Origin of the sequence: Sphingobacterium sp. UBA7038 (assembly GCF_002494055.1) — a bacterium.
Taxonomy (GTDB): domain Bacteria; phylum Bacteroidota; class Bacteroidia; order Sphingobacteriales; family Sphingobacteriaceae; genus Sphingobacterium; species Sphingobacterium multivorum.
Window position 1 is genome coordinate 538567 of sequence record NZ_DLAV01000039.1, and the last position, 25639, is coordinate 564205.

The 25639-nt window shown below is 40.2% G+C and carries 25 protein-coding genes; 13 read left to right on the forward strand and 12 right to left on the reverse strand.

Going from position 1 to position 25639, the window contains the following annotated elements:
* Positions 1–108: 108 nt before the first annotated feature.
* The gene (locus B3H30_RS23885) at positions 109–990 is read right to left on the reverse strand and encodes a DJ-1/PfpI family protein (protein WP_070568443.1); all 882 of its coding nucleotides are present in this window, start codon (positions 988–990) and stop codon (positions 109–111) included.
* A 405-nt stretch (positions 991–1395) separates the two neighbouring features.
* Between B3H30_RS23885 and B3H30_RS23890 the strand changes: the two genes are divergently transcribed.
* Together B3H30_RS23890 and B3H30_RS23895 are read left to right on the forward strand one after the other, a co-directional pair.
* Positions 1396–1518, forward strand: coding sequence for a hypothetical protein (locus B3H30_RS23890; protein ID WP_286768044.1), 123 nt, complete (start codon positions 1396–1398; stop codon positions 1516–1518).
* Entirely contained in the window at positions 1508–2332 is an 825-nt protein-coding gene (locus B3H30_RS23895; RefSeq protein ID WP_070568440.1) for an alpha/beta fold hydrolase, read from the forward strand. The genes B3H30_RS23890 and B3H30_RS23895 overlap by 11 nt, the downstream gene beginning before the upstream one ends.
* A gap of 137 nt (positions 2333–2469) precedes the next feature.
* On the opposite strand, the gene B3H30_RS23900 is transcribed toward B3H30_RS23895, so the two are convergent.
* Positions 2470–2625, reverse strand: coding sequence for a hypothetical protein (locus tag B3H30_RS23900; protein ID WP_159332901.1), 156 nt, complete (start codon positions 2623–2625; stop codon positions 2470–2472).
* Between the two features lie 205 nt (positions 2626–2830).
* On the opposite strand from B3H30_RS23900, the gene dinB reads away from it, so the two are divergent.
* A complete protein-coding gene (dinB, locus tag B3H30_RS23905) occupies positions 2831–4012 on the forward strand; it encodes a DNA polymerase IV (protein WP_070568437.1) in 1182 nt (393 codons plus the stop codon).
* Positions 3993–6929, forward strand: a complete 2937-nt coding sequence (locus B3H30_RS23910) for a DNA polymerase III subunit alpha (protein ID WP_286774916.1) — start codon at positions 3993–3995, stop codon at positions 6927–6929. Before dinB ends, B3H30_RS23910 begins: the two co-directional genes overlap by 20 nt.
* A gap of 9 nt (positions 6930–6938) precedes the next feature.
* Here the strand turns inward: B3H30_RS23910 and B3H30_RS23915 are convergent, their stop codons facing one another.
* Positions 6939–7496: a DUF4382 domain-containing protein gene (locus tag B3H30_RS23915; RefSeq protein ID WP_070568776.1), complete on the reverse strand. Its 558-nt coding sequence runs from the start codon at positions 7494–7496 to the stop codon at positions 6939–6941.
* A 311-nt stretch (positions 7497–7807) separates the two neighbouring features.
* Between B3H30_RS23915 and rsgA the strand changes: the two genes are divergently transcribed.
* Positions 7808–8860: a ribosome small subunit-dependent GTPase A gene (gene rsgA, locus B3H30_RS23920; RefSeq protein WP_070568773.1), complete on the forward strand. Its 1053-nt coding sequence runs from the start codon at positions 7808–7810 to the stop codon at positions 8858–8860.
* Positions 8861–9515: 655 nt separating this feature from the next.
* Here the strand turns inward: rsgA and B3H30_RS23925 are convergent.
* Positions 9516–9752 (reverse strand): hypothetical protein, encoded by a 237-nt coding sequence (locus tag B3H30_RS23925; RefSeq protein ID WP_112374587.1) that lies wholly within the window; start codon positions 9750–9752, stop codon positions 9516–9518.
* A gap of 158 nt (positions 9753–9910) precedes the next feature.
* Positions 9911–10195: a hypothetical protein gene (locus B3H30_RS23930; protein WP_070568770.1), complete on the reverse strand. Its 285-nt coding sequence runs from the start codon at positions 10193–10195 to the stop codon at positions 9911–9913.
* A 317-nt stretch (positions 10196–10512) separates the two neighbouring features.
* Between B3H30_RS23930 and B3H30_RS23935 the strand changes: the two genes are divergently transcribed.
* Positions 10513–10785, forward strand: a complete 273-nt coding sequence (locus tag B3H30_RS23935; RefSeq protein ID WP_070568767.1) for a hypothetical protein — start codon at positions 10513–10515, stop codon at positions 10783–10785.
* Between the two features lie 67 nt (positions 10786–10852).
* Here the strand turns inward: B3H30_RS23935 and B3H30_RS23940 are convergent, their stop codons facing one another.
* Positions 10853–11461, reverse strand: a complete 609-nt coding sequence (locus tag B3H30_RS23940; RefSeq protein WP_146753053.1) for a hypothetical protein — start codon at positions 11459–11461, stop codon at positions 10853–10855.
* 418 nt (positions 11462–11879) lie between these two features.
* Between B3H30_RS23940 and B3H30_RS23945 the strand changes: the two genes are divergently transcribed.
* The 3 genes from B3H30_RS23945 to B3H30_RS23955 all read left to right on the forward strand — a co-directional run bounded on the left by B3H30_RS23945 (position 11880) and on the right by B3H30_RS23955 (position 14764).
* The gene (locus B3H30_RS23945) at positions 11880–12626 is read left to right on the forward strand and encodes a nucleotidyltransferase domain-containing protein (RefSeq protein WP_286834906.1); all 747 of its coding nucleotides are present in this window, start codon (positions 11880–11882) and stop codon (positions 12624–12626) included.
* Positions 12623–13690, forward strand: coding sequence for a DNA polymerase beta superfamily protein (locus B3H30_RS23950; protein ID WP_070566416.1), 1068 nt, complete (start codon positions 12623–12625; stop codon positions 13688–13690). The genes B3H30_RS23945 and B3H30_RS23950 overlap by 4 nt, the downstream gene beginning before the upstream one ends.
* A 327-nt stretch (positions 13691–14017) precedes the next feature.
* Positions 14018–14764, forward strand: coding sequence for a hypothetical protein (locus B3H30_RS23955; protein ID WP_070566418.1), 747 nt, complete (start codon positions 14018–14020; stop codon positions 14762–14764).
* An 81-nt stretch (positions 14765–14845) separates the two neighbouring features.
* Here the strand turns inward: B3H30_RS23955 and B3H30_RS23960 are convergent, their stop codons facing one another.
* Positions 14846–15373, reverse strand: coding sequence for a DUF4468 domain-containing protein (locus tag B3H30_RS23960; protein WP_070566421.1), 528 nt, complete (start codon positions 15371–15373; stop codon positions 14846–14848).
* A gap of 205 nt (positions 15374–15578) precedes the next feature.
* On the opposite strand from B3H30_RS23960, the gene B3H30_RS23965 reads away from it, so the two are divergent.
* From B3H30_RS23965 to pgl, 4 genes are all read left to right on the forward strand, one after another.
* Positions 15579–16181 carry a DMP19 family protein gene (locus B3H30_RS23965; protein ID WP_070566424.1) on the forward strand — a complete coding sequence of 201 codons (603 nt, stop codon included), beginning with the start codon at positions 15579–15581 and terminating at the stop codon, positions 16179–16181.
* Positions 16182–16393: 212 nt separating this feature from the next.
* Positions 16394–17812 (forward strand): NADP-dependent phosphogluconate dehydrogenase, encoded by a 1419-nt coding sequence (gene gndA, locus B3H30_RS23970; protein ID WP_070566426.1) that lies wholly within the window; start codon positions 16394–16396, stop codon positions 17810–17812.
* A gap of 9 nt (positions 17813–17821) precedes the next feature.
* Complete coding sequence (zwf, locus tag B3H30_RS23975; RefSeq protein WP_070566428.1) at positions 17822–19303, forward strand: glucose-6-phosphate dehydrogenase; 1482 nt, start codon at positions 17822–17824, stop codon at positions 19301–19303.
* Between the two features lie 16 nt (positions 19304–19319).
* Positions 19320–20030 (forward strand): 6-phosphogluconolactonase, encoded by a 711-nt coding sequence (gene pgl, locus B3H30_RS23980; RefSeq protein ID WP_070566430.1) that lies wholly within the window; start codon positions 19320–19322, stop codon positions 20028–20030.
* A gap of 430 nt (positions 20031–20460) precedes the next feature.
* Here pgl and B3H30_RS23985 read toward each other — a convergent pair whose 3' ends face one another.
* The 5 genes from B3H30_RS23985 to B3H30_RS24005 form a co-directional block, all read right to left on the reverse strand.
* Positions 20461–21093, reverse strand: a complete 633-nt coding sequence (locus B3H30_RS23985; protein ID WP_070566432.1) for a hypothetical protein — start codon at positions 21091–21093, stop codon at positions 20461–20463.
* Positions 21094–21271: 178 nt separating this feature from the next.
* Positions 21272–22423 carry an NAD(P)H:quinone oxidoreductase gene (locus tag B3H30_RS23990; protein ID WP_070566434.1) on the reverse strand — a complete coding sequence of 384 codons (1152 nt, stop codon included), beginning with the start codon at positions 22421–22423 and terminating at the stop codon, positions 21272–21274.
* A 233-nt stretch (positions 22424–22656) separates the two neighbouring features.
* Positions 22657–23487 carry a glycosyltransferase family 2 protein gene (locus B3H30_RS23995; RefSeq protein ID WP_070566436.1) on the reverse strand — a complete coding sequence of 277 codons (831 nt, stop codon included), beginning with the start codon at positions 23485–23487 and terminating at the stop codon, positions 22657–22659.
* Between the two features lies 1 nt (position 23488).
* Complete coding sequence (locus B3H30_RS24000; protein WP_070566438.1) at positions 23489–24556, reverse strand: glycosyltransferase; 1068 nt, start codon at positions 24554–24556, stop codon at positions 23489–23491.
* A complete protein-coding gene (locus B3H30_RS24005; protein ID WP_070566440.1) occupies positions 24546–25631 on the reverse strand; it encodes a glycosyltransferase family 4 protein in 1086 nt (361 codons plus the stop codon). Before B3H30_RS24005 ends, B3H30_RS24000 begins: the two co-directional genes overlap by 11 nt.
* Between the last annotated feature and the right edge of the window lie 8 nt (positions 25632–25639).

Here is a 25639-nt window from a genome sequence, read left to right on the forward strand (position 1 = left end):
ATTAGAGCAAAGCCCAAAGCCGGTTTAACATTGGCTCAAGCGGAGATCTAGCCAAAAAAAGGCTCCCTTATCGGTTAATAAGGGAGCCTTTTATTTGAAAAAAATCGCCTATCCATTTTCCACTTTTGATTTTTCATGGGCGAGAAGTTCATCTGCGCAGAGTTTTCCGAATTTATCGGCCGCCAATGGGCTATCCCCAGTAATCAATTTTCTGTCAACGTGACAATCCCCGGCAATTTTTTTATTCAAAATTTCTACCCCAAGTTGTTTGAGTTTTTCGCCATAAAACCAGGGCATCTCGCCCGGCTGGTAACCACTTTCTGGCAAAGTCTTATCCATTTCATCGGGAAACGAATTGATCTTATACCCCTTAAAGGGAAATTCAGCGTCTCCGCAATCTGCAGCGCTTAAGAGCGCTGCCGGGCCATGGCAGATTGCCAAGAGATATTTATCTTCAGTTACTGCCCATTTGATAAGTTCTTTTACATCATTATTTTCAGGTAGCCCGAGCATTGCGCCATGTCCACCTGGAATAAAAACGGCCACGTAGTCAACATATCCTTTGTTCGTATCAGCTATAAAATCCCGTAGGTTGTGCGGGTTTGAAAATTGTGTATTATACTTGTCGAGGATGTTACCGATGTTTTCATCTTCGTACGGCATAGCCCACATTTCGAATTTTACAGGAGCACCGGTTGGTGTGTAGAAGTCAACCTCAAATCCAGCCTGTTCGAAATGAAGAATGGGAACGAGTGTTTCGACCGGATGATTGCCTGTTGAAAATTTCTTTCCATTTTTCATGGTCATATACCGTTCTTCTGTGCAAAGCACAAGAATCTTTTTTCGGGTGTCCTTGTTGACATCGCTGTACTTTTTTTTGCTGTAATTTGTCTTGGTCGTAACCATTGTCTTTCTTGAAAAAAAAGAAGGTTCGTAACCAATCCCGTCAAATACGGGTTCTTTGCTCAAATCGTTTGAAAATAATGACATAGTAATATTTTTTTTGGTTCGACATTCGTGCTATTGATAAGCTTCGAAGGTCAAACTTTCCACATTTATTAATCTTTAAGAGATAACAATATCAAAACCCATGCTGTTTCGCCTAAAAAATATTTGTAATCAGGGCAAAATATTTTACGAGGAACTTGGCTTTATGTACTCAAAAATATTTCATCGCTAAAGTAACTAACCATATCAGGTTTTAAGGTAGCTTGGACGCTGTTCAAGCGGGCTTTTTCTTTTTGTACATGAGGGAACATATTTTCCAATTTGCCGTCTCTTCAATACAATCCAACAGATCGATATCCGGCATCAAGGTATACGTTTCATTTGGCAGGAGTAAAAAAAATATTAGCTCCAGTGTAACAGATGTTTACCTCCATATACTTATTGTATATGAAAGAACTATTCAAAGCAATGCTGTTGCTGTTTTTAGGCACAGCTTTTACGAAAGCTGTATCGGCGCGTTCTAATACGAGTCAATCGGTTATGGTTGAGGGAAAAAAAAATGGCCTATAAAACCAGCAATCTTGCCAACCGCAAAGCGGGGGAACCTATTTTGGTGTTCGAAGCCGGATTGGGCGGCGGTACATTTGATCCGATTTTACCCCTTTTGCCCAACCATATCGCGAGTATTCAGTACGAAAGAAGTGGTATTGGTAGTTCCGAACCCGACTCCCGTATTGTGACAGATAGCCAGGTGGTGGCGCGCTTACATGGCCTTTTGCAAACCTTGGCCATTCAGCCCCCTTACTTGTTAGTGGGGCATTCCATGGGAGGCCCTTACATCCGTCTGTTTGCAGCCCAGTATCCCGATGAAGTATGCGGACTGGTATTTTCGGACCCGACGGATTTTATGTTAACCGAGCAAGAGGATGAACATGCTAAAGTGGTCTCGCAGAGTAAAACGAGCTATCAGCAGATTACAAAGATTATTATGGAGCAGATGTCCAAAAATAAAAATTCCAGTGCGGGAGCACATATTGATGCTGCTCGAGCGCTAACGTCCATTTCAAAAGGATACTTTCATGAATACCGAAAATTGCCGCCATTGAAAAAAGAAATTGCTGCTACAGTGATCATATCCTACAACAAAAATATTGAACTGCCCGATGAAGAGCTGGACCGTAAACTAAATCTGGGTATCAATTTTAAGGCATGGTGGAAAGAATACGATGAATTGCGAATCCAGCACTATGCAGCATTGTTAAAAGACAATGACCATAGCATGCTTGTCCTGCTCCCGAAATATTCACATGGTATTTACTACCAAAATCCGCAATTGGTTGCAAAACTCATACAGGACAATTTTAATAGCTATAAAAAGGAATAACTACCTCGAGTCCCTTGATTCGAGGGTGGATCCGATGTAGGAATCAAGGCTTTTTATTTTCCCATTTTCTTCTTTATAAGCGCGTTCCAATCATCTTGCAGACTTTCTGTGTCGACCAATAATAGCGCATTGTCTATCTACAATAAATCGTCTTCCCAAAGTGGTGTTGGGCAAGTTCGTGCGAGCAGCTGTTCAAGATTTCCTTTCATGGGTTTATAGGCGTGCTCGCCAAATTTTCGCCATAAGTACATGAATCCTTCACGCTTTAAATAGCTGAGTATCTTTTCGTTCATAGGTCGCGTTTTGTAATAAACAGCACGGCCGCCATCTTGTTTAAGCCAACGACCGACTATAAATTATATCGCTGACAATGAATGTGATAAAAATTAAACCATTGTGCCTTCTTGATTGTTTGCTAATAATATTAGTAATTTTGAACTGAGCAACTACCAAATTAAGAGAGGCCGAAGGACGGCTTTTTTATACAATTGAAAAAACATGGAGAGGAGTATAGTACATTGTGATCTCGATACATTTTTTGTATCTGTCGAGCGCTTGCAGAACCGCAAGCTCATCGGAGTACCCGTGCTCATAGGAGGAAGTAGTGACCGCGGGGTAGTTGCGTCTTGTTCCTATGAAGCCCGTAAGTTTGGCGTGCATTCCGCTATGCCCATGCGGCTGGCGCTGCGCATGTGTCCCGAAGCCGTTGTAGTCCGGGGCGATCACGATCGATACAGCCACTATTCCGGTATCGTTACACAGATTATCGAAGAAGAAACGCCTATTGTCGAAAAAGCCAGTATAGACGAACATTATCTCGATGTCTCCGGTATGGACCGCTTTTTTGGTTGTTGGAAATGGACCCAGGAGCTCCGCCAGCGTATTATCCGAGAGACTGGGTTACCCATTAGCTTTGGCCTGTCGGTCAACAAAACCGTCTCTAAGATCGCCACCGGTACGGCCAAACCCTGTGGCGAAAAGCAGGTACAAAATGGTACCGAAAAAGGTTTCCTCGCACCGCTATCCATCCGCAAGATTCCCATGGTAGGCGAGAAGTCCTTTACCTTGCTCCGAAATATGGGGATTTCCAAGATCGGAACCCTACAGCAAATGGAGGTGTTCACCATGCAGAAGGTCCTCGGGGAAAATGGGATCAACATCTGGCGCAAAGCCAATGGGCTTGATGATTCCCTGGTGTTGCCTTTTCGGGAGCAAAAGTCCATGTCCAAAGAAAATACCTTTCAGCAGGATACTATCGATATGGATGTACTCCGTCGCACGCTGATCAGCATGGTCGATACACTCGCTTTCGATCTGCGCAAAGAGCAGAAACTAACCAGCTGTGTCACTCTCAAGATCCGTTACAGCAACTTCGATACCCATACGCAGCAGTTGCAGATTGGCTATACCAATTCGGATCGAAAGCTTACCGATGTGGTGCTTTCGCTATTCAAAAAACTCTATAGCCGCAGGATGCTGATACGGCTTATTGGGATCAAGTTCTCGGGCCTGATATACGGTTCTTACCAGACCGATCTCTTTGACGATAGCGCCGAGGAGGTTAACCTCATGCAAGCCATGGACAAGATCCGAAAACGCTATGGGGCCGAATTTCTGATGAAGGCCATCTGTGCGCCGCTGCCGGAGAAAGGAGGGGAGCATGCTCTTAAATCTACATAGCTATTATAGCCTACGTTTTGGTACCCTCAGCCTGCAGGATCTCGTGTCGGGCATGCTTGCTGGCGGTTATGATACCGCCGTGCTTACCGATATCAACAACAGTTCGGGATCACTGGATTTTATCAAACTGGGGCGCGCAGCCGGACTGAACCTACTCGCAGGGATGGAGTTCCGCAACGACGATCAGCTTTGTTTTGTAGCCATCGCCAAAAATGAGTGTGGCTTCCGTGAGATCAATGAGTATCGAACTAAGCTCAATATGGAAAACCGCGCTATACCGGAGCGTGCGCCCGAATTTGAGGAGGTCTTTGTCATCTATCCCTTTAGCAGGCTCAATGCCTTTCCATTGCGGGACTTCGAATACATCGGCGTTCGACCCAGTGAGCGGACCCGCGCCCAGCTGATGGACCGCAAGGTACTTGATCGCTGTGTGATAATCGCACCCGTCAGTTTCCGCAAAACCGACTACACCTTACATCGGCAATTAAGGGCGATTGATAACAACTTGTTAATTTCGCAGCTTAACAAAGGGCAGATCGCTGCCGAGGACGAGGTATTTATCCCTCGGGTCAAGCTTATGCGCTTATTTGCCGACTTGCCCCAATTGCTGGCCAACACCAACCGTATACTGGGCCAGTGTTCTTTCAGTTTCGATTTCACCAGTGTTAAAAATAAAGCAACCTTTACCGGTAATCGCTACAACGATAAGCAGCTCCTGTACAAGTACTGCATGGATGGCTTTTCCAGACGCTATGGTCGTAACGACCGGGTGGCAGCCGAACGCATCCAGCGCGAGCTCGAGATTATCGAAAACCTGCGTTTCTCCAGTTATTTTCTCATTACCGACGATATCTGCCGCTACGCACGTGGGCGCAATTTTCACTATGTAGGCCGTGGATCGGGGGCCAATTCTGCTGTTGCTTATTGCTTGGGGATCACCGATGTTGACCCCATTGCACTTAAGCTTCCCTTTGAGCGTTTTCTCAATCCCAAGCGCAAGAGTCCGCCTGATTTTGATATAGATTTTAGTTGGAATGAACGCGACGAGATGTACGACTATATTTTCAACCGTTATCAGACAGGACATACAGCCCTGATGGGCGCCATGAGCACCTTTCGCTCCCGCAGCATCCTGCGCGAGCTGGGTAAGGTATATGGGCTACCCAAGGCCGAGATCGACCGCCTGGTGCATGAGCCCGATCATATGCTCAACAAAAATGAGGTGACTAATACAATTCTGAGCGTTTACAACCGCATGGCCGATTTTCCCAATCAGCGGACCATCCATGCCAGCGGCGTGCTCATTTCGGAGGAACCGCTCACCTGTTATTCGGCGATGGACAATCCGCCCAAGGGATTGCCGACCATGCAGTTTGATATGTATGTGGCCGAAGATATCGGTTTTGAAAAGTTCGATATCCTTTCCCAGCGAGGTATCGGCCATATCAAAGATTGCCGGACCATTGTGCGGGAAAACTTGGGTGTGGTGATCGATACCGACAACCCCAAGCGTTTTTTTCAGGATGCCCATATTGCGACGCAATTAAAATCAGCCAATACCATCGGCTGTTTTTATATCGAGAGCCCGGCCATGCGGCAGTTGCTCACCAAACTGCGTTGCGATGATTACCTGACGTTGGTGGCAGCGTCCTCCATTATTCGGCCTGGTGTGGCCAGTTCGGGTATGATGGGCGAATATATCCGCCGGCATCACGACCCCACGACGGTCATCTATCCGCACCCCGTGTTTAAGGAACAGCTCGAAGAGACCTATGGCGTGATGGTCTATCAGGAAGATGTGATGAAGATCGCCAATGCCTACGGTGGACTCGATATGGCCGATGCCGATGTGCTGCGGCGCATGATGTCGGGCAAATACCGGAGCAAAGACCACCTGATCGAAATCGAGGATAAATTCTTTTCCAACTTCAAGGCCAAGGGATACCCCGAAAAGACGAGCCGCGAGATCTGGCGGCAGATGGAAAGCTTTGCGGGCTATTCCTTTAACAAGGCGCATTCCGCATCCTTTGCTGTAGAGAGTTATCAGAGTCTTTTCCTCAAGACTTACTATCCTTTGGAGTTTATGGTTGCGGTACTCAATAATTATGGTGGGTTTTACAATCGTAAAGTCTATGTCAATGAAGCACGAATTTCAGGCGGCAATATCTGCCTGCCCTGTGTCAATCAGTCCGTTTTTAATACCTCCATTCAGGGTAAGGATATTTATCTGGGTTTTGACTGCCTGCTCAACTTGGAGGGTAAACTGGCCCATCGCATTATCGAAGAGCGCGAAGCGAATAGCACCTATACGAGTCTGGAAAATTTTGTTAAGCGCACACAGACGGGTATTGAGCAGGTTGTTATCTTGATCCGTGTTGGAGCCTTGCGCTTTACGGGGACGGGAAAAAAGCAATTGCTGTGGGCTTCGCATCTGATGATGAGCAAGCATAAGCCTGTTGCAACGGGTATGGCGCTCTTTGAGACTGAGAGTCGCAAGCCTATACTGCCACCCTTGGAAGAAGATATCTTGGAGGACTATTACGACGAAATGGAGCTGATAGGCTTCTGTGTCACAGGGACGCTTTTTGATCTTACCAAAAGCAATTACCGGGGCGATATGCCAGCCAGAGAACTCCACTTGTTTGAAGGAAAAATAGTCCGCGTTGTAGGGGATTTTGTCTGTGAGAAATTTGTGAAGACCGAGCGTGGCGACCTGATGAAATTCGGTACTTTCCTCGATGCCGAGGGGCGCTTTTTTGATACCGTCCATTTCCCACAGAGCCTGGTCAAATATCCGCTCCATGGGACGGGAATCTATTTGGTTGAAGGCAAAGTTGTCGTAGAATATGGTTGCCCTTCCATTGAGGTGATCCGCTGTGCTAAAATGCCGTTAAAGCCAGACCCTAGAAGCGAGTAACCTGCCGCTTTAATCCAGTACTGCGGTGAGGTTGGGATTAATCACAAATTTACCTTCTGCAGTCTCTTGGATGAAATCTGATAGATTGATATGAAGCATTAGCGTATGGTTTTCATTCGGAGAAAGCTTATTGTCGGCAGCGATATTCACCGCGATAATTTGTCCTTGCGGCATCTCTAAAGCATAGGGAAGGTCATCTATGACTATTTCATTTCCTTTAGGGGCAACTTTTAGCATAACTTCCTGTAGGCTGCCATGGGGCACATGTCCACCCGCGATGATGCTATCCTTTTGAATTCGGAGGATGTTTACCCTTTTATTTGCCTCGATTTTTCCTCCACCTGCAGACGTGCGGGTCCATAACTTCTGGATCTCGAGATGGACTGCATCATACTGATCACCTTCAGTTTTTACCGTTACTTTTAAGTGCGCCTGCTCGGGTGCGGGGCTATCATCCTCATGGCAGCTACCTAAAAGTATGAGGAGGACCAGGCCCATAAGATGCAACAGCACAGAAACCCTGCGGGCGGTTAACTTTGTATTTTTTCTATTGGAAATCAGGGGCATAATTGTTTTTTATAATTGAACACATGAGGAGCGGTCATCGTTTGCTTTTTTGTAAAAACAGCCCGCTACGTGAGCCATATACACATTGTCCATTTTTCTCTTACTATTCAATTTAACTTTTCATATCTTTGTAGTTCATGCAAAAACAACTATTCACATATTATAGTTTAGCGATTGGAATGATTGCCTGATTCCGGGTGTCTTGCTTCTTGCGTTTCGCTGGTAATAAGCATGTTACCAGTGGTATACCTGTGAGTCATTCGGATGACCAATAATCAGCAATTTAATTCATCATTCTAAATTAATAATAAATGAATAACCTCGCATTATTTGGTTGGAATAGTGACCTATTTCAGCTTAAACAAGAATCTACATATTCTAATCTTTTTCATGGTCGTGTTTCGGCTGTGAACAAAACTAACTACGAGATCATGTCCGAGAACGGCTTGCTATTTTGCGAGCTGGCGGGCAATCTGCTCTTTGGAAAGTCAGCGTTTGAGCTACCCTGCACGGGGGACTGGGTTATCTTTCAACCTTTTGACGACAACAAAGGAATAATTGTCGATATCCTATCACGTACCCACACATTGTACAGAAGAAAGAGTGGTACCACTTCGGATAAACAGGCAATAGCATCTCATATAGACAAAGCTTTTATTGTTCAGAGCTTGGATGCCAATTTTAATCCCCGTCGAACGGAACGGTTTATGGCCCAGGTATTGGAAGAAAATATTCAACCGGTGCTCATACTCACTAAATCTGATTTGGATTTTAATCGACAGGATATAGATGAGTCGTTAAAACACCTTACCAGCAACGTGCAAGTATTTTACACAAGCATTCATTCCACAGAGTCAATTGTTCTTGTACGTGAATCTATCCTGCCTGGGGAAACAATAGTATGTATAGGCTCCTCTGGTGTAGGAAAAAGTTCTTTAGTCAATGCGTTATGCGAACGCACAGTGTTGCTCACCTCCGAAACAAGTAACGCCACAGGGAAAGGTAGGCACACTTCAACCCGGAGAGAAATGGTCTTGATGGATGGTTCCGGCGTTTTGATTGACACGCCCGGTGTAAGAGAATTCGGTTTAGCGTTAGAAACTCCCGAAACATTGGAAGACGTATTTGATTTCTCTGGATTTGCTGGCTCCTGTCGCTTTGACAATTGTGCTCATCTTTCCGAACCTGGATGTGCAGTTAAGAATGCGGTAGACAATGGTCTTTTAGAACCTCGTGTATACGAAAGCTACTTAAAATTGAGAAGGGAATCATGGCATTTCTCCGTATCTGAACACGACAGGCGCAAAAGAGATAAATCCTTCTCAAAAATCGGGGAGGAGGCGAAGCGAATAAAGAAACGCTAATCAATTTTTCAATTTTATACAGATGTTCCTTAACAATGTTGAACATCTGTATAATTTAAGATGCAGATATCAAACCTTGGTAGTCACGAATTCAGTTTATACTATACAATTCTACCCCCCGGAAACGACTAATTTTCGGGGAAACATTTCATGTAGCGGATATAATAACAGAATCGATTGAATCAGGGGAAAGTACTACTTTATTAAAAAGGCCGGCGACATGAATTACCGACCTTTATAACTACTAAAACAAACTAACTTAACCTATCAGATAACGATATTCATTTATAATAGTTCATTTTTTAGCAAAAAAAGGACTAATCTTTCGATTAGCCCCTAACTAAATTATAGACAGATCCATAAAGGACCGGAAAATACGTTTAATATGGCCAGGCCTAAAACCTGACCATACAATTAAATCAATCTAACTGAACTGATACATAACGATTGACGCTAAATGGACAATTCTGTTAACAGCTTGGTTTGATAAAAATGGAAAAAGCCTTGAGGGGGGAACCCAAGGCTCTAATTATTATTAACCTATATTTTTGAAAAGTACTTATAATACAATGTCGAATTACTTTTAGTTTGAAAAAAATAAAAAAGGCTGATCCTAAGACCAGCCTTTAAAATCAACCATAAAAAATAAAACCTATTAATCGTGTCCTTCAGTCTTAACGATCTTATTGTAAATTCCCAATAATAAAAACGGTGCCGCCCATTGACCGACGAACAAAGCTGTATTATCATCTTTTGTTTTGCAACATTTTAATGCTGCTGAAATTCCCATCGCTGCAAGTGATGCCGCCAAGAATAAAATTGAGGGAATTTTAGAAGTTTGCTGTTCTACTTCTTTTGTTACTTTGTCTTCATTTCCTGTTGTAAGTGCCATAATATGTATACTTTGGTTTATTAATGAACTACTTTCAGGGATGAATAGTTTAGTTTTATACAAAAAAGACCGAGACTCAGCATCTCGACCTTCCATTCAAGACATTGCACTAAAGACTTTTATGTCGTTACTTTGGTATTCCTAAGAAATAAAATACGCTATTTTGTGTTAAGGTTCTTCGTTATCTGCCATGATTTTAAATGATGATTATAGGTGAGCATCCAAGCCGTTTCATTGGCTCTCTTTCCTTTTTCATTTAAATATTCACCTACTCGTACTGTTATCAGTGTTGTATTATCTCTAAGTATTTCAGCATATGCTTTTTCACCAGTGCTAAGTTCTGCTATTGCCGGAATATTTTCTACACCTACTTCGGGTTCGAACAGGAATGTTGCTGTACACCCAATATTGAGACTTTTTCCTTGAAATATGATTCCGTTCATGATGTTATCTTTTTAAGGGTGAGAAATTTATATTACAAAGAGAACCGCTATGGCATTGGTACCCTTTTATAAGTTTTACAGTAATATAACGTTTACAAGTCGTGATTTATTTTTTCTTGCTAATTTTATGAAATAAATATTACATTTCTTCAATAAGATCGCGAGTCCCTTGATGCTGGGGTGATCCATTGCAAGCGATCGGTTTGGTTCGGGGTCAGCTGTAGGATCTTTGACTAAGCACAAAGTTAACGACTTTTTGAACTTTATGGGCTGCATTACTGTTCCAAAGTAAAGAGAACCGTATATAGCTTTTGAAGATGAAATTTGTCAAAGTAAATCGAGTCGTATTAACCGCGCTGCGAGCGATGGGGTATAATGTGCTGATTTCACCTGTTGAAGTTCAGGATCCACAAAATATTACTTGGAAGGCGATGTGGGTAGAGAACGTCGATACCTGGATTAGGAACTTGTATTGTGGGCAGGGAAGTACGGCTCGTCCAAATATTCTTGACATTGATTATGTACTGGCAAACGTTCCCGAGTGCTATTTGTCAGGAAGTGTATTTATAGAAAGTGATAAGGTCTATTAGTCTATAAATCCGCTTCGTTATTTGGAGTGAATATCTTCTGTTTAAAGATTATTGTGGCTACGTTTTTTTAAGAGATCCAGAGGTTAAAGAATCGTTGTACGATTACCCATTTACCATTCACTTTTTCAAGAAGAAATGCATCACCGTTTCCACATAAAGGACCGCATACATAGTCAACCGGCACGTATTCTTTTTTGCGGTTATACCCCATAATGGGAAGATGAAGGTAATAAATGCTTTGATTACGGTTCATCCTGTATTTATCGGCGTCATCGACATTGTACGCTGCTTTGATAGCGGCTGGAATCGGGATGATTGCCTTCCTTTCGTTCATCTGATTAAGCATATCCAGCGAGTCTTTGAGCTGGTTATCCAGTATTTTCATCAGCTTCTGTGGATCGACGTTGTAAAAAACATAATTCCTGTCATGCAATGATGAGATAGAATCTCTCATAAACTTATTATGAATGAACGCCCTTCGTTCTCCTTCACGTTGCAGTTTGATACCGGCCGAATCGTCAGACAAAATTGTTTCTAAAATGGAAACATAGTCTTTTTGCACTGAGCTGTCATTGTATATTTTGGATTTATTATTTTGGACAGGTGTCATTGTACTTTTACGCATTGTACAGCCCTGGAAAACTAAAAAAAAGAAGATAATATATAGATAATTCATATGCAATTAGTTGTTCCTATTTCCGTACTAGATCTGTGCCAAAAAACTTCATTTTCAGTTTTTGGTCTAATGCCGCTTTCCATCTTTTGCGCCATCCCAGACTTCAGTAATGCTACAACTGGGTGCAGAAGAGGCAAATCCTTTATTTTGTCAACGAAGAAGATTATGAGCTGTTCTTTATGAATAGCTTATATCAGTGGCATGAGATGGGGGATAATAGTTTCGTTTAACACTGTAATACGCATTCTATCTGCGTACTTCTATATTTCTGTGTAAGCTTCAATTTTTTCAAGAAAATTATCTACCTGATAATAAGAGGTCTTCCATTGTTTTTATGCTCTTTTTTTAAAATGCGCAAAAAGGCTTCAGTAGCGCAATCGATCTTTGTGTTAATGAAAATTTAAAAAAGCATGAAGAAATGAAAGCACATATCATCAAGAAGCTCATGGAAATAGAAGCGAGCGAAGGAGTACGTATACTTTTCGCCTGTGAATCAGGAAGTCGAGGTTGGGGATTTCCGTCAATCGACAGTGATTACGATGTTCGGTTTATTTATGTAAGAAAAGCAGAGTACTATAGTCTTTTGTTTCCGCTTCCTACCGAAATGCGGTTTCCGATAACCGATGACCTTGATATCGCAGGCTGGGATCTGTTTAAAGTACTCATCTTAATGTATAAGAGCAATGTGAGCCCATTTGAATGGATTCAGTCACCAGTGGTCTATCACGAGTTTAACGGATTCAAAACAAGTTTTAGGACAATGATCGAAAATTATTTTGACGCACGTAGGCACGCCCATCATTATCTTGGGATTGTCCGAAGCAAAGTGAAAGATCTTCGGCGAGAAACGATGAAGCTCAAGAGCTTATTTTATATCCTCAGATCTTTACTAGCGGCAGACTGGAGTATGACCTATCGCAGTTATGCGCCGATGACATTGGCCGAACTATCCGTATTATTGCCCAATGTTGTTAAAGTCGAAGTCATGCAGTTACAGAAGTTGAAAAGCCAAGTCGATGAAGGTTTTGTATTCAGCTGTTCAGCTACCATAAGGAGTTATATCGAAACAAAGTTAATACATTTAGAGAGCCAAGTAGAACAGGTTCCCGTATCCGTATTGGATAAGGAAGGACTAGAGAATTACTTTAAAACTATATTAAGATGACTATAGACGAACTTCGAAAGAACGGGCTGATCCTGTTTGAGGCCGTTGTCGGCAGCCGGGCATATGGTTTGGCCACCGCATCTTCCGATACGGATATCAAAGGGGTATTTTATCTGCCTCTGGAAGATTACTTGGGTGGTCAATATACTGCCCAAGTGGCTAATGCGAGCAATGATGAAGTGTATTATGAGCTAGGTCGCTTCGTCGAGCTCCTGTCAAAGAGTAATCCGACTGTATTGGAGCTATTGGCTAGTCCTGCCGATTGCATCGTATACCGAGATCCAATAATGGAGCAATTTAAAATGCAGGAATTTATTACGCGGGAGGCCGTTATGACTTTTGCGCAATATGCTATGGTACAGGTGCGTAAGGCAAAAGGGTTGAATAAGAAAATCAACAATCCGATGGATCACGAACGTAAAAATTTGCTGGAGTTCTGTTTTATCATAGCCGGTAATGGTAGTTTACCGTTAAGCGCGTGGCTGAGCAGGCGGCATTGGAAGCAGGAAAACTGTGGTTTAGCAAAGATTGAACATGCAAAGGGAATGTATGCCCTATATTATGATCAGACTCAGACTTTGGGTTATAAAGGCGTCGTGGCTAACCTGGATAGCAATGAGGTGTCGTGCAGTTCTATCGCAAAGGGTCAGACACTTTGTGCGTACCTCTGTGTTAATTACGAATCTTATTCATCTTATTGCAAGGCGTATAATGAATATTTCAGCTGGGTGTCAGCACGCAATGAGGCACGTTTTGAGGGGACAATGGATCATGGGCAGGGTTATGATGCGAAAAATATGATGCATACCATACGTTTATTGCAACAGGCAAAGGAGATTGTATCCAAAAAGAAATTACAGATACAACGTCCCAATAGGGAAGAGCTCCTGCGCATCAAGAATGGCGCCTATAGCTATGAGGAACTTTTTGTCTGGTCGCAAAAGCTCTTTCAGGAAGTTGAAGAGCTCTGCTTGCACAGTTTATTTCCGGTAGCGCCAGATCAGGTTAAGCTGAAGCATCAATTGGTTGATATGCGTAAGCGTCTGTATCATGTTAAGATTTAATTCTTCATGTCAAGGAGAAGTCAGTAATGGATAGCGTTCCACCATCCTTAAACTTCATGGAAACTAATGCATACTTTGGATTTTAAGCAAAGCATTTGCGATTTCGGTTGCTTTCTCCCGGACGGTGACCGGTTGATTTTTATATGATGGTGGATAATCTCCATTATACCAAGGCATAATTCCTCATTTTTGTATTTAGAACAAGGTACGCGTAGGATATCAAATAAATTTATCTGTTTCTGTACTAATTAGTTAATTGACACAGGATTCTTACAGGAGGAATTTTTTCTTAATTTCGAACCTTTATAGTTATAATTCATTCCATTTATGCTGTTCATTTATACACGTTACGAGTACGTTTTAGGAAGTAAAAATATCACTGCAACATTAAAAAATGAGACCATACCGCAGAATTTCAATCTTAGTATCATTACACCTGCGACCAAATTTTTAGGGTTTCCGGTTGGAGGAGGTCTGGTAAAAATGTCTCGTTTAGTCAATCAGTACGGGCAGGTCATCCACGCAAGAAATTATTCGCCTGAAATAAAAGAAGAGGTAAAGAAATTTAAGAAGACACTAGAAATTCCCTATTTCAAACTTTGGAAAGGGTATTTGATGATAGCATCGATAGCAATTATCGGCTCTATTATTTACGGTATTAAACTGAACATGGATGGCAAGAAATATCGGAATGAAAAAGAAAGTCTTGCTAAGTCGGCTCAACAATTACAGGCAGGACAACTATATGGAGCAAGTTTCTTTACCGATGCTGAAGGAAATAACATCCAAGGTTTACCAGCAGGTTGGGTTAAGATTCTAAAGATAGAAGGAGATACAATCTTTGTCCAACGGTCTAAAAAAATATCGGATCGTGCGATGTTTGAAATGAAAGATTTGGAATCAATTAAGCCAACATCGGATGAAGACTGGAATAATAGGATCGAAAAAATGAATTATACGCTATTTAAAGAAGCTGTAAACAATAAAAATTTATCCGGTATTGATTTATCTTATATTGGTGCAGATCATGATAAATATTCTGGCGTTATTATGTCTTTTAAAGGCGTTGAATAATATTATTTCTAGAATTAAAACTGGAAAAATGGAATGAAAGTTCGCAAGTTTATTATCAAGAAGAGAAGAAATACATCGATATTACCAATTATCAATATTGGTTGATTTTTCAAGAATGGATTTGATCAGCCCATTAAAGTACGCGTTTACGAATTGATGTTTTTTCTCATTTTTGGGGCTACCGTTGCCTTTGAAATAAAATTTTTTCACGTTCATTTTATTCCAAGTACCGTTGTAATTCATAATTTGAGCACTGAAAGTTGGACTATTGATTCTTATTTTTCCATCTTTAAACAAAAAAGACAAGGTATAATCGACATCATAGTAAGCAATACCCGATGTTTTAAGTCCTCTTTGTTGGTAAGCTGCTAAAGTTATCGCCTGCCCGGGAACCAAAGTCAGGCCTTCTTTGGGATTGGAATACAAGCTATTGATCGACTTTAATACATTATTGTAAAGTTCTTGCTGTTTAACGCCAGGAACTTCTACTACGGTATAATCTAGATTCTCTTTAGAAACGAAACCTGTTGGAGCTAGGGTGAAATATTGTGGAAACGCCAAATTTGTGAACAGAAGCAAAAATATTCCGGTAATGATATAATTTTTCATATTAAATTGTTTTAAAGAGAATTAACTTAGCCAATTTTACAAAATAATTCTTTAGTCGCATCAATGTTTCTGCAATGTACTTCATTGTAAAAGAAAATCCAATTGAAAAGTGCATACAGAGGATGTCGAACCATTTTATAACTATACCACTGAGGAAATTGTTTGCAAATCAATGTATATATTTGAATACTAAAAAGATTTAAAGATGATAAAATCAATGCGAACACCAACTATTACCATTGGAATTATAATAATTATTTTAAATTTATTTGGCTGTTCTGGACATACTAAGCAAAATAATAATAAGCCATCAATTCAGAATCCATTAACCGAGCAGATTATTGATACGACTTCGGATGACATCTTATTGGAAGTCGTTTATGATAACCTCTTTCGTAAGTTATCGCCGGCATATGACAAAGAATATGAAATCGTCTTGTCCTGGAACAAGTCCAGACAAGCAATTTATATGATCAGCCAATTAGAAGGAGAAGTAAATAATGGTGGTTATAACCAGTTTTATTTTAATTCAAGCGGTCAATTTGCTGCTGCGTTGCCAGAAGCGCTGAAATTAGTTGGCGCTACTCAATTTGCTGATCTGACCGAGCGGGCAAACAGCACATTTGAAAAGGAGAAATCGAAAATAACCGAAGATCAGGATGGTACGGTAGAAGGTTTTAGTAAATCTTATGAAAACAATCCGCTAAACAAATTTGACGAGGAGTTCTACAAACTTAATGACGCTAAAAACTTGCAAAAAATTCTGGTTGACTACATCCGAAAGAAAAAGAAAGAGTTTACTGATTAGCATGTATTTACATATAGCCAAAAGTAAAATTAAAATTAGAGAATTTGGACCTCGATAGTTTATATGTTGAACGATGCCCTTATCACCGTATTGATTAATGACATTTTCCAGTTGATGATAAAAATGTCACAATGGAAAGAAAATTTTAGATAATTTTTTTACTGGCATGCATTTCAGTAATTTTGAATTTATAACATAAACTTTAAGTAAGAATGGAAAAGTATAATTACGGGGTCATTGGTCTGGGTGTAATGGGAAGAAATCTGCTTTACAACATTGCCGATAATGGTTTTTCTGTCGTAGGATTCGATTTAGATGAAGAAAAGGTAATCGAACTTCGTAAAGGAGTGGCTTCAGGTACACAGGTTGTTGGAACTGTTTCACTAGAGGAATTTGTATTGAATTTAGAAAGTCCGCGAAAAGTTATTTTGATGGTACCAGCAGGCAAACCGGTTGATGCTGTTCTTGAAAGCATAACCCCGCTGCTGAGTCCAAAAGATATTGTCGTTGATGCGGGAAATTCTTATTTCAAAGATACCGAGAGACGTATAGCCGATTTAGCTTCTAAAAACCTTCATTTTATGGGAATGGGAGTTTCTGGAGGAGAGCAGGGCGCCAGAAGAGGACCGAGTATTATGCCAGGGGGAGATTTGGAAGTTTTCAATTTGGTGAAGCCTATGCTGGAAGTTATTTCAGCAAAAGTAAATGGGGAGCCCTGTACCGCTTATATGGGGAAAGGAGCTGCTGGGAATTATGTTAAAATGGTTCACAACGGTATTGAATATGCCATCATGCAATTAATCAGTGAAGCATATGATTTACTGAGAAAAGGAGCTAATCTTACGAATGAACAATTGTATGAAGTTTTTAAAAGATGGAATGAAGGCGAGATGAATTCTTTCCTTATTGAAATAACAAGAGATATCTTCCAGCAAAAAGATGATGTAACAGACGGTTTTCTTGTCGACAAGATTTTAGATAAAGCAGGAGCAAAAGGAACCGGAAAATGGACCTCCCAGGAGGGTATGGAAATTGGGGTCTCTATTCCAACCATCGATATTGCCGTAACATCAAGAATTTTATCCGCTTACAAAGATGAGCGAGCAAAAGCTTCTCAAATATATGCTAAAGAAGAAGTGAAAACTCCAGAAAATACAGAATTGTTTATAAAAGAGGTGGGGGATGCTTTGTATTTATCTACTTTAATCAGTTATGCTCAAGGTTTGGCATTATTGGTAAAAGCTTCTGAGGAATATCAGTTTGAAATTCCGTTAAAAGATGTTGTTAAAATCTGGAGAGGTGGGTGTATCATCCGTTCGGTTTTATTGGAGAAATTTTATCTGGCTTATTCAAAGTACGAGAACTTATCTAATATTTTATTGGATCAGGAAATTTCAGAAATTGTAAAAGATAAAATTCCGTCATTAAGAAAAACGGCTGCTTTTGCTGTATCAAACGGAATTCCAAGTTTAGGAATTCAGTCGGCTCTAGGGTATTTCGAAGCATACACCACAGCATCTTTACCTGTAAACCTGCTTCAGGCTCAGCGTGATTATTTTGGTGCGCACACTTACCAAAGAACGGACAGAGAAGGAGTCTTTCATACTTCATGGCAAACCCCAAATAACTAGATCCTAACAATGAGTGACAATACAATCCTGCATCCAACAACGATCGTTATTTTTGGTGCAACAGGGGATTTGGCAAAAAGAAAGCTTTTTCCAGCCTTCTACAATTTATACATCGATGGCAGAATGCCCAAAGGTTTTAATATTCTAGCTTTAGGAAGAGCCGAAAATACGGATGAAAAATTCAGCGCTTATATTAAAGAAAATCTGGAGAGTTTTTCCAGGAAGACCGTAACCAAGGAAGATTGGGCTGGTTTTCAGGCTCACATCAGCTATTTTCAGCATCAGCTTGATGAAGAAAGCTCTTATCAGAATTTATATCAGAAACTGGAGAATTTTGATAAGGTGTACGGAATGAGAGGAAACAGACTTTTCTATTTGTCGATTGCACCAAACTTTGTATCTGTAATTTCAAATCATCTTAAAAATACATCAATAGCATCTGATCCTGCAACAGATCGAATTATTATCGAAAAACCTTTTGGTCACAATAAAGAATCTGCCATTGAGCTAAATAATCTTCTTTCACAAACTTTCCAGGAAGAACAGATTTATCGTATCGATCATTATTTAGGTAAAGAAACAGTACAGAATATTTTGGCGTTCAGATTCGGAAATTCAATTTTTGAACCTCTTTGGAACCACAGACATATAGAATCGGTGCAGATTACGGTTGCCGAAGAAGTCGGAGTGGAAACAAGAGCCAGTTTTTATGAGCAGACAGGAGCTTTGCGCGATATGATTCAGAACCATCTTTTGCAAATTCTTTGTATGGTTGCTATGGAACCTCCGGCTTCACTTGGATCGGGTGAGATCAGGGATCGTAAAGTTGATGTTTTAAAATCCATCCGTAGGATTTCTCCTGAAAAAGTAGATCATTATGCGGTAAGAGGACAGTACGGACGAGGCAAAGTAAATGGGCTGAAAGTAAATGGCTATCGCCAGGAGGAGGGAATTGCTCCTGATTCCAATACCGAAACATTTGTCGCTATCAAGTTTTATCTGGATAATGAAAGATGGGAGGATGTTCCTTTTTATGTTCGTACCGGGAAGAAGATGAAAGAAAAGCATTCTTATATAACGATTCAGTTTAAGCCACTTCCCAATTCTATGTTTTCAGAAAGCACCTCGCTTCTGTCGGCTAACCGATTGATTATTAATATCCAGCCACAAATGGACATCAGATTGCAGTTTATGTCTAAAAAACCAGGCTTGTCCTTAGCGCTTAAACCTGTGGAAATGATTTTCGATAATTTTGCCTGTCAGACCGATACTCCCGAAGCTTATGAAACTCTATTATTGGAAGCACTTGTCGGAGACCTTACACTGTTTATGCGCTCTGATCAGGTAGAAGAAGCGTGGGATGTGATAAAAACAATTCAGGAAACCTGGGAAAAAACCAAAGACCCCTCTTTCCCAAATTATGCTTCAGGAAACTGGGGGCCTGATGACAGTGATGCACTGGTAGAGCGGCAGGGACATCAGTGGGTTTAAAATCTATTAAAAGAAAATGAATATTACGATATTTGATAATCTGGATGCTTTATATAAAGAAGCAGCAGATACATTTGTTGAGCTTTCGAAAAAAGCAATCCAGAAGCATGATAAATTTGTGGTTGCGTTGAGTGGTGGCTCTTCACCGAAAGCTATTTTTAGTTTATTAGCTACTCCTGAATATGCCGATAAAATAATTTGGGAGAAAATCCATTTTTTTTGGGTAGATGAAAGATGGGTTTCTCTTGAAGATGAGAAAAGTAATTTTAAGATGACTTTGGAAGTACTTTTGAATAAAGTTCCAGTCAATAAAAATCAGATTTTCCCCATGTATAAAGAGGGAATTGAGCCTGAAAATTACGCTAAAGAATACGAAGCGCAAATCAGAAATGTTTTGGGAGCTGACGGTATTTTTGATTTCATCCTATTAGGAATGGGGGATGATGGCCACACTGCCTCTCTGTTTCCAGGTGAAAAGATCCTACAAGAAAAAGGAAAATGGGTTGATGCCTACTATCTAAAGCCACAGGAAATGTTTAGAATTACGTTGACTGAACCTATCATCAATAAAGCTGAAAATATTCTAATTGTTACATTTGGCAAATCCAAGAAAAACGCTTTGAATCAAGTTCTTCATGGTGTATATAATCCTGAACTATATCCGTTACAGTTAATTGAAAAGAAAGCAGGAGTCCAGATTTTTACTGATAAAGAAGCTGGAGTTTAATTGAATTGTCTTTTCATCCGAATGCCCTTTATTTTCAATTGTATTTTGGGGGTAGGCAGTATGCATGCGAAAGATTTAGGAACACGTTAGATTCCTATAAAATCGCAACAAAAAGTATGAGTAGAAGGAGGAACATAACGCCAAACAACATAGGATTCCATTATATGGAGGAATATTAACCTCCATTTCGATATTGAGATTATCAAAAAGACCTTTCCGCAATTGCGGAAAGGTCTTTTTGATTCCTCTTTTCGTGCGATGAAAGGAATTTTATTAATCCTAAAAATACGCAGATTTTAGCTGAGTATAAGATGAATTTTCTGGAGTAGTCTACAGTACATTTCCCTTAGCAATTGGGACCTGAGGTGAAACAAAAAAATCATAGCAGGTTTTAGTGAATTTCCGAAGATTGACGGGAAATGACTTAAAACTATTTATTTTCTTTGACAGATTCATCTATAAGTTTCATTAGATGATCGACAGTTTTAGCTACCTCTTCTTTCTTCACGACTAAGGTTTTTTTTTCTAGACCCGGAGGAAGAGAAATCTTGCCGTTAAATTCAGGAAGAAACAAATTGATCTTTTCCTGATCCATTTTATTGAAATTAATAAAAGTCCATTTTTTGGTTTCGTCCTCTTTTAACGCTAATAAGTAAGCCGAAGTAATAGCCATTTTGCCTTTTTCAGGCATAGACATTACCAATACCTGAGGAATAAAGCAGTAGGCTATCCCATCAATTTTTGAGACATCTATATCGACATAATTGATCGTGGAATCAATTTTAACCCCATATTTTATAAGAGATGAATAGAGTTCCTTGGTCAGTTTTGTTGCCTGATCTATCCCGCCCATGCTTTCAATTATGCGGGGCGATGTTTGACTTATAATACCTTCGATATCTCCAGAAATAGATGCTTTTGTCATGATAGACAGTGCTTCCCTGAGCTGCGGATCTTTTTGCGCGAAGCTTGTATGATGAAAAATAGTTAATAGCGTAATTAACCAAAATACCCTTTTTCGCTGGATGTATTTAAACCGGTTGAACCAATTGTTACTTTGCATAATGGAAAGAGGTTAATTTCCGTTGAATGTACGGGTTTTTATTTATAAATCAAATTAGATAAGTGTCTCCGTATGAAGTATATTTTATTAATCTCTATTAACGCCAAAGCACAGGAGATAGAGATTTTAATTTGACTAGATCGTATCGGAAAGCATTTTTCAGGGACACCGATGGAATCTATTCAATTTCGAATATAGCCTGTATTTCGACTGAAGTATTTCCTGGGAGTGACGAGGCTCCCACCGTTGCCCTGGCGTGTTTTCCTTTTTCACCAAATACTTCTACAACCAAATCTGATGCAGCGTTCATGAGGTCAGCATGTTTGGTATAGTCATCAGTTACATTAAAGTACCCAGTTAACTGAACACATTTTTTTATGCGGTTAAGATCGCCTCCCACAGCATTTTTTAATACTCCCAAAACATTGAGCATTGTGGTACGTGTCGCTTCCTTAACCTGCCTTTCATCCACGTCTTTACCGAGTTTTCCGGGGTATTGTAATTTCCCATCCTTTAATGCATATTGATTAATAAATACCAGGTTTCCGGTACGTACAAATGGCTGATAATTTCCAGCAGGTTTTGGAACATCAGGCAGGATAATTTTTTTATTGATCAGTTCCTGATTTATATCATTATTGTTTTTTTGTTCAATAGGAGCGGATTCTTTGTGAAATGTTCCTTGTAAGGCCTTTGCAACCTTCCCGAAGTTTTCCCCCTGATCTTCGGCAAGAAGGCGTTCATCGGAGCTCGGACGTGGCACATTTTTTATACCTACCAAGCTCGTGGTTCCTAAAACAGAATTGCCCTGAGCAATTGATCTGTCAATTTTGTCATTTGAGCGTATGCCATTTGAAACAAGTATCATTCCATGAACCGCAAGAGTATTCCAAAACGACTGTAAGGCAAGTTCACGTCCTGCTCCGGTACCCGCAGACATAAATACGCTGGCAGGCATTCCTTCAAGTGCGTGTTTCGCCCATAGATCTGTTGTTTTGGAGAAAAATTCGCTCATGCCGGTACTAATATTTCCAAAATACACCGGAGAGCCAAACGCGATACCATCATATGATGAAAGTTCCTCCATACTAACAACTGGGATAGTTTTTAAAATTGGATTGTCCGAATGCTTTACTTGTTTAATTACTGATCGAACATTTGAGTTTTTTTCTAAGCCTTTAGCAAATTCTTTTGCTAATTCTAAAGTCCCACCGTTATCGGAGTAAATAAGGACCAAGACATTTACATCTTTCTTTTGTGCCATGGATTGAGTTGATAAAGTAGTCATCATAACCATTAAAAGCAGTAATAACTTTATAAAGTTTTTCATTTCTAAGTATTTGGTCAAAATTAATCAAAGTACTTTTTTTAACTTTGCCAAAAAGTGTATGCAAAACGACATGGTTAAATGTGGATATCGTAGGATTTAAATGCATTTTGGGGAAATTTAAATATGTTGAAAATATGTTATCAATATTTTTTTTAATTTGTTGCGAATTATAATCCGATAATAGTTGACAAGGACGGTTCTTTAAATGTCCGAGAATAACCTTGACCTGTTTCCTATTCAATGAGGCTGGCCGCAATTTCTTGTTTTGAAGGCTCTCGAACAATGGTTATTTTATTGTTTTTGAAGGATATATATCCGCACTCATTAAATTTAGTTAACCATCCCATCATTGGCCAAACTCTCCATTTTAGGAAAAATTGATTAGCGTTGATGACAATTGGTTTGAAGTGGTTTAAAGGGGGATTATAACTTGGATGATATTGGTGGTAGGCCAATGCGTCGATCGTGATATGAGCAACCCCATTATTCCTCGCACTGAAACCAAAATCGGTATCTTCAGCTCCATATCCAATATAATTTTGATCAAATCCTCCAATTTTATGGAAAGTCTCTTTGGTACACGCAAAATTGAGGGACCAAAAAAGTTCATAACTAAATTGATCTACATCTTTCCTGACAGGATCCGGCCTGCTGTTTTGCATCAACTGCGACATCCATCCAAGTTTATCTGCAAAGCCTTTTTTTAAATACCTTACCCGGCCGCTTATTAAAATATTTTTTGTTGAATAGGGCAGATACTGTTCTATTAAATCATCTGCCGGAATACAATCTACGTCTAAAAAGATATTAAATAAAGAACTCGAACTTTTTATAGCCGTATTTCTTGCTTTGGCCAAATTTAATTCACCTGTTGTATCTATTTCCAAGGACTTTATCTTAAAGGGATATTCGTCTTTGAGTGGGTAGGCACGTTCATTGATATAGACAATGATCAGCTCTGTGGGTAGAATAGAATTTTTTGCGAGCCCATTCATCAGGTTTATTAGCGCGTCATGGCGTTTATGTACGATCGTCAATACAGAAATGGAAGCGGTAGAGTACATATTATTTATATAAAGTTTTAAATAGATTTGAATGCAATTTCTTAAGGCGCGCAGCAATTTCGATGGTCGCTTTTGGGTTCATCAATTTTTCCCATGCTTCGACCTTTAATTTTTTTGCGTTTTCAATGATGTGGGACCAATTGACCTGATGTAAAGCTTGCTCTTCTATTATCGTCGCTACACCAGCATTTTGCAGTAGCTTGGCTTTTATTTTTTGCTCTTCAAAAGGCCTTTCCGCAGGTACGCAAATAACTTTTTTTCTTAAGTCGCCCAATTCCATCACGCAGTTGTGTCCCGCATTGCTTATCACGATGCCGCAATTTTTTAATATATCGTATGCAGTTTTTGAATTGCCATAATAGCTGACTCCACTAATAGCGTGATAATCTGGTATTGTGCCGAGTATATGTAGGCTGGATGTTTCAGGTAAATCTTTCCGAATTTGAGCGATGAGCTTCCAATCGAAACATGTGCCACCTCGTCCAAAGAACATCGCTATTTGATCGTCCGCACTCGTATTGTTCTCAACCGACATGCCGCTATATTTGGAGAAGCCACCTGAATAAAATGTTTTATGCGCAAAATCGCTTTCAATATCTTGAGCCATTGATTTTGCGTATGGTGCCAACACAAAAGAAGCGCTTTCATAAGCCATTAAGTGTGCTAAGTCGGAGCGGCTGCCATGTTGTCTTACGACTACTGTTGGTATCCCACAGAGACGCGCAAGTAAAGTTATCTCGACCGAAACATCAACGATTAGTAAACAGTGGTTGTGCTTTGCAAAAAATTCTGTTATAAGGTAATTTCTATTTATTATACCCTTCACATTCACGGGAGCATAATGTAAAAAACTCAGGTCACTAGCAGCCCAATCCCGATCGCTATTGGCGGGAATATCAAATGGCAATTCGATTGAACGAATACCTTTTGGTATTAAATCTTTATAAGTTTCTAATGAACTACCGAGGAAAACCACTTCATCAGCGGGTAGTTGCGCAGCTATAGCTAAGGCTCGAGTAAGATGACCAGACCCATGGTGGTGAATGTAAAAAGCATATTTATAAGACATATTTATCTGCACATTTTTTGATTACTTGAGCAAATATATTTTCGTAGGAAGATACCATATGCTGTATATCCAATGATGATTCAGCATGCACTCGGCATGCTTTGCGACTAAGCTGTGCTGCGTCGTTTATGCAATTAGCCAATTCTGTCACTGAGCAGGACGCTGTAAGACATCCAGTTTCTTTTGTCACAATTTTTGGTAGCGCTCCTCTCGCAAAGCCAGCGACTGGCGTTCCGCATGCTAAGCTTTCAGCAACAACCAAACCGAAAGGTTCTTCCCAGCAGGGGGTAATCACACTTACTGCCGCATTTCCGATTAGTTCATTAAGTTGTTCGTGTGTGCAATGCTCTACCCATTCAGCGTTTTCATCGAGAAGCGGTTTGACAAAAGTTTCGAAATAATGTTTGTCTGCGACCGAGCCTGCGATTTTGATAGGTCTTCCGGCCAATTTTGCAGCTGCTATTGCGAAATGGGTTCCTTTATCGGGATGAATTCTGCCAAACCATAATGCATACTCTCCAGAGTTATTTGCTATATAGCTCCATTTATTCAAATCAATTCCATTGTGTACGACCTTACAATTGGGTATATAGGGCTCCCACATTGATGCATTTGTTTGCGAGACAGATACATAAGTCATTTTGTTGTATCTGTTTGCTGCCATAATAGCTTTTTTCATCTCAAAAATAGGAGGTGTATGCAATACTGTTACCATCGGTGTTTCCGCTAAGGTCGCCATTGTAATGGGTACGTAATTTAGGCTATTGTTAAATATAACATCAAAATCATATTGGTCTATCTCCTGCATCAGCTCCAGATAGGCGTGATGTGTCGATATAAAATCTTCACTCAATTCATGCGAGCGAAATCTACTTAATGTCTCCATATCGTAATCTACATCGCTAAGGATAGCATGCACATTTAGAGAAGGATCGGAATGCTCACTGGCAAACAAGGTAACCTCGTGTCCCCTTTGCAGTAAAAGTTTAGTTACTTCGTATGTAAAGGCTTCCAACCCACCCATAAATGGTTTGCGGATGGGATGTTTTAAATGAGCTAGCACTGCTATTTTCATAATATATT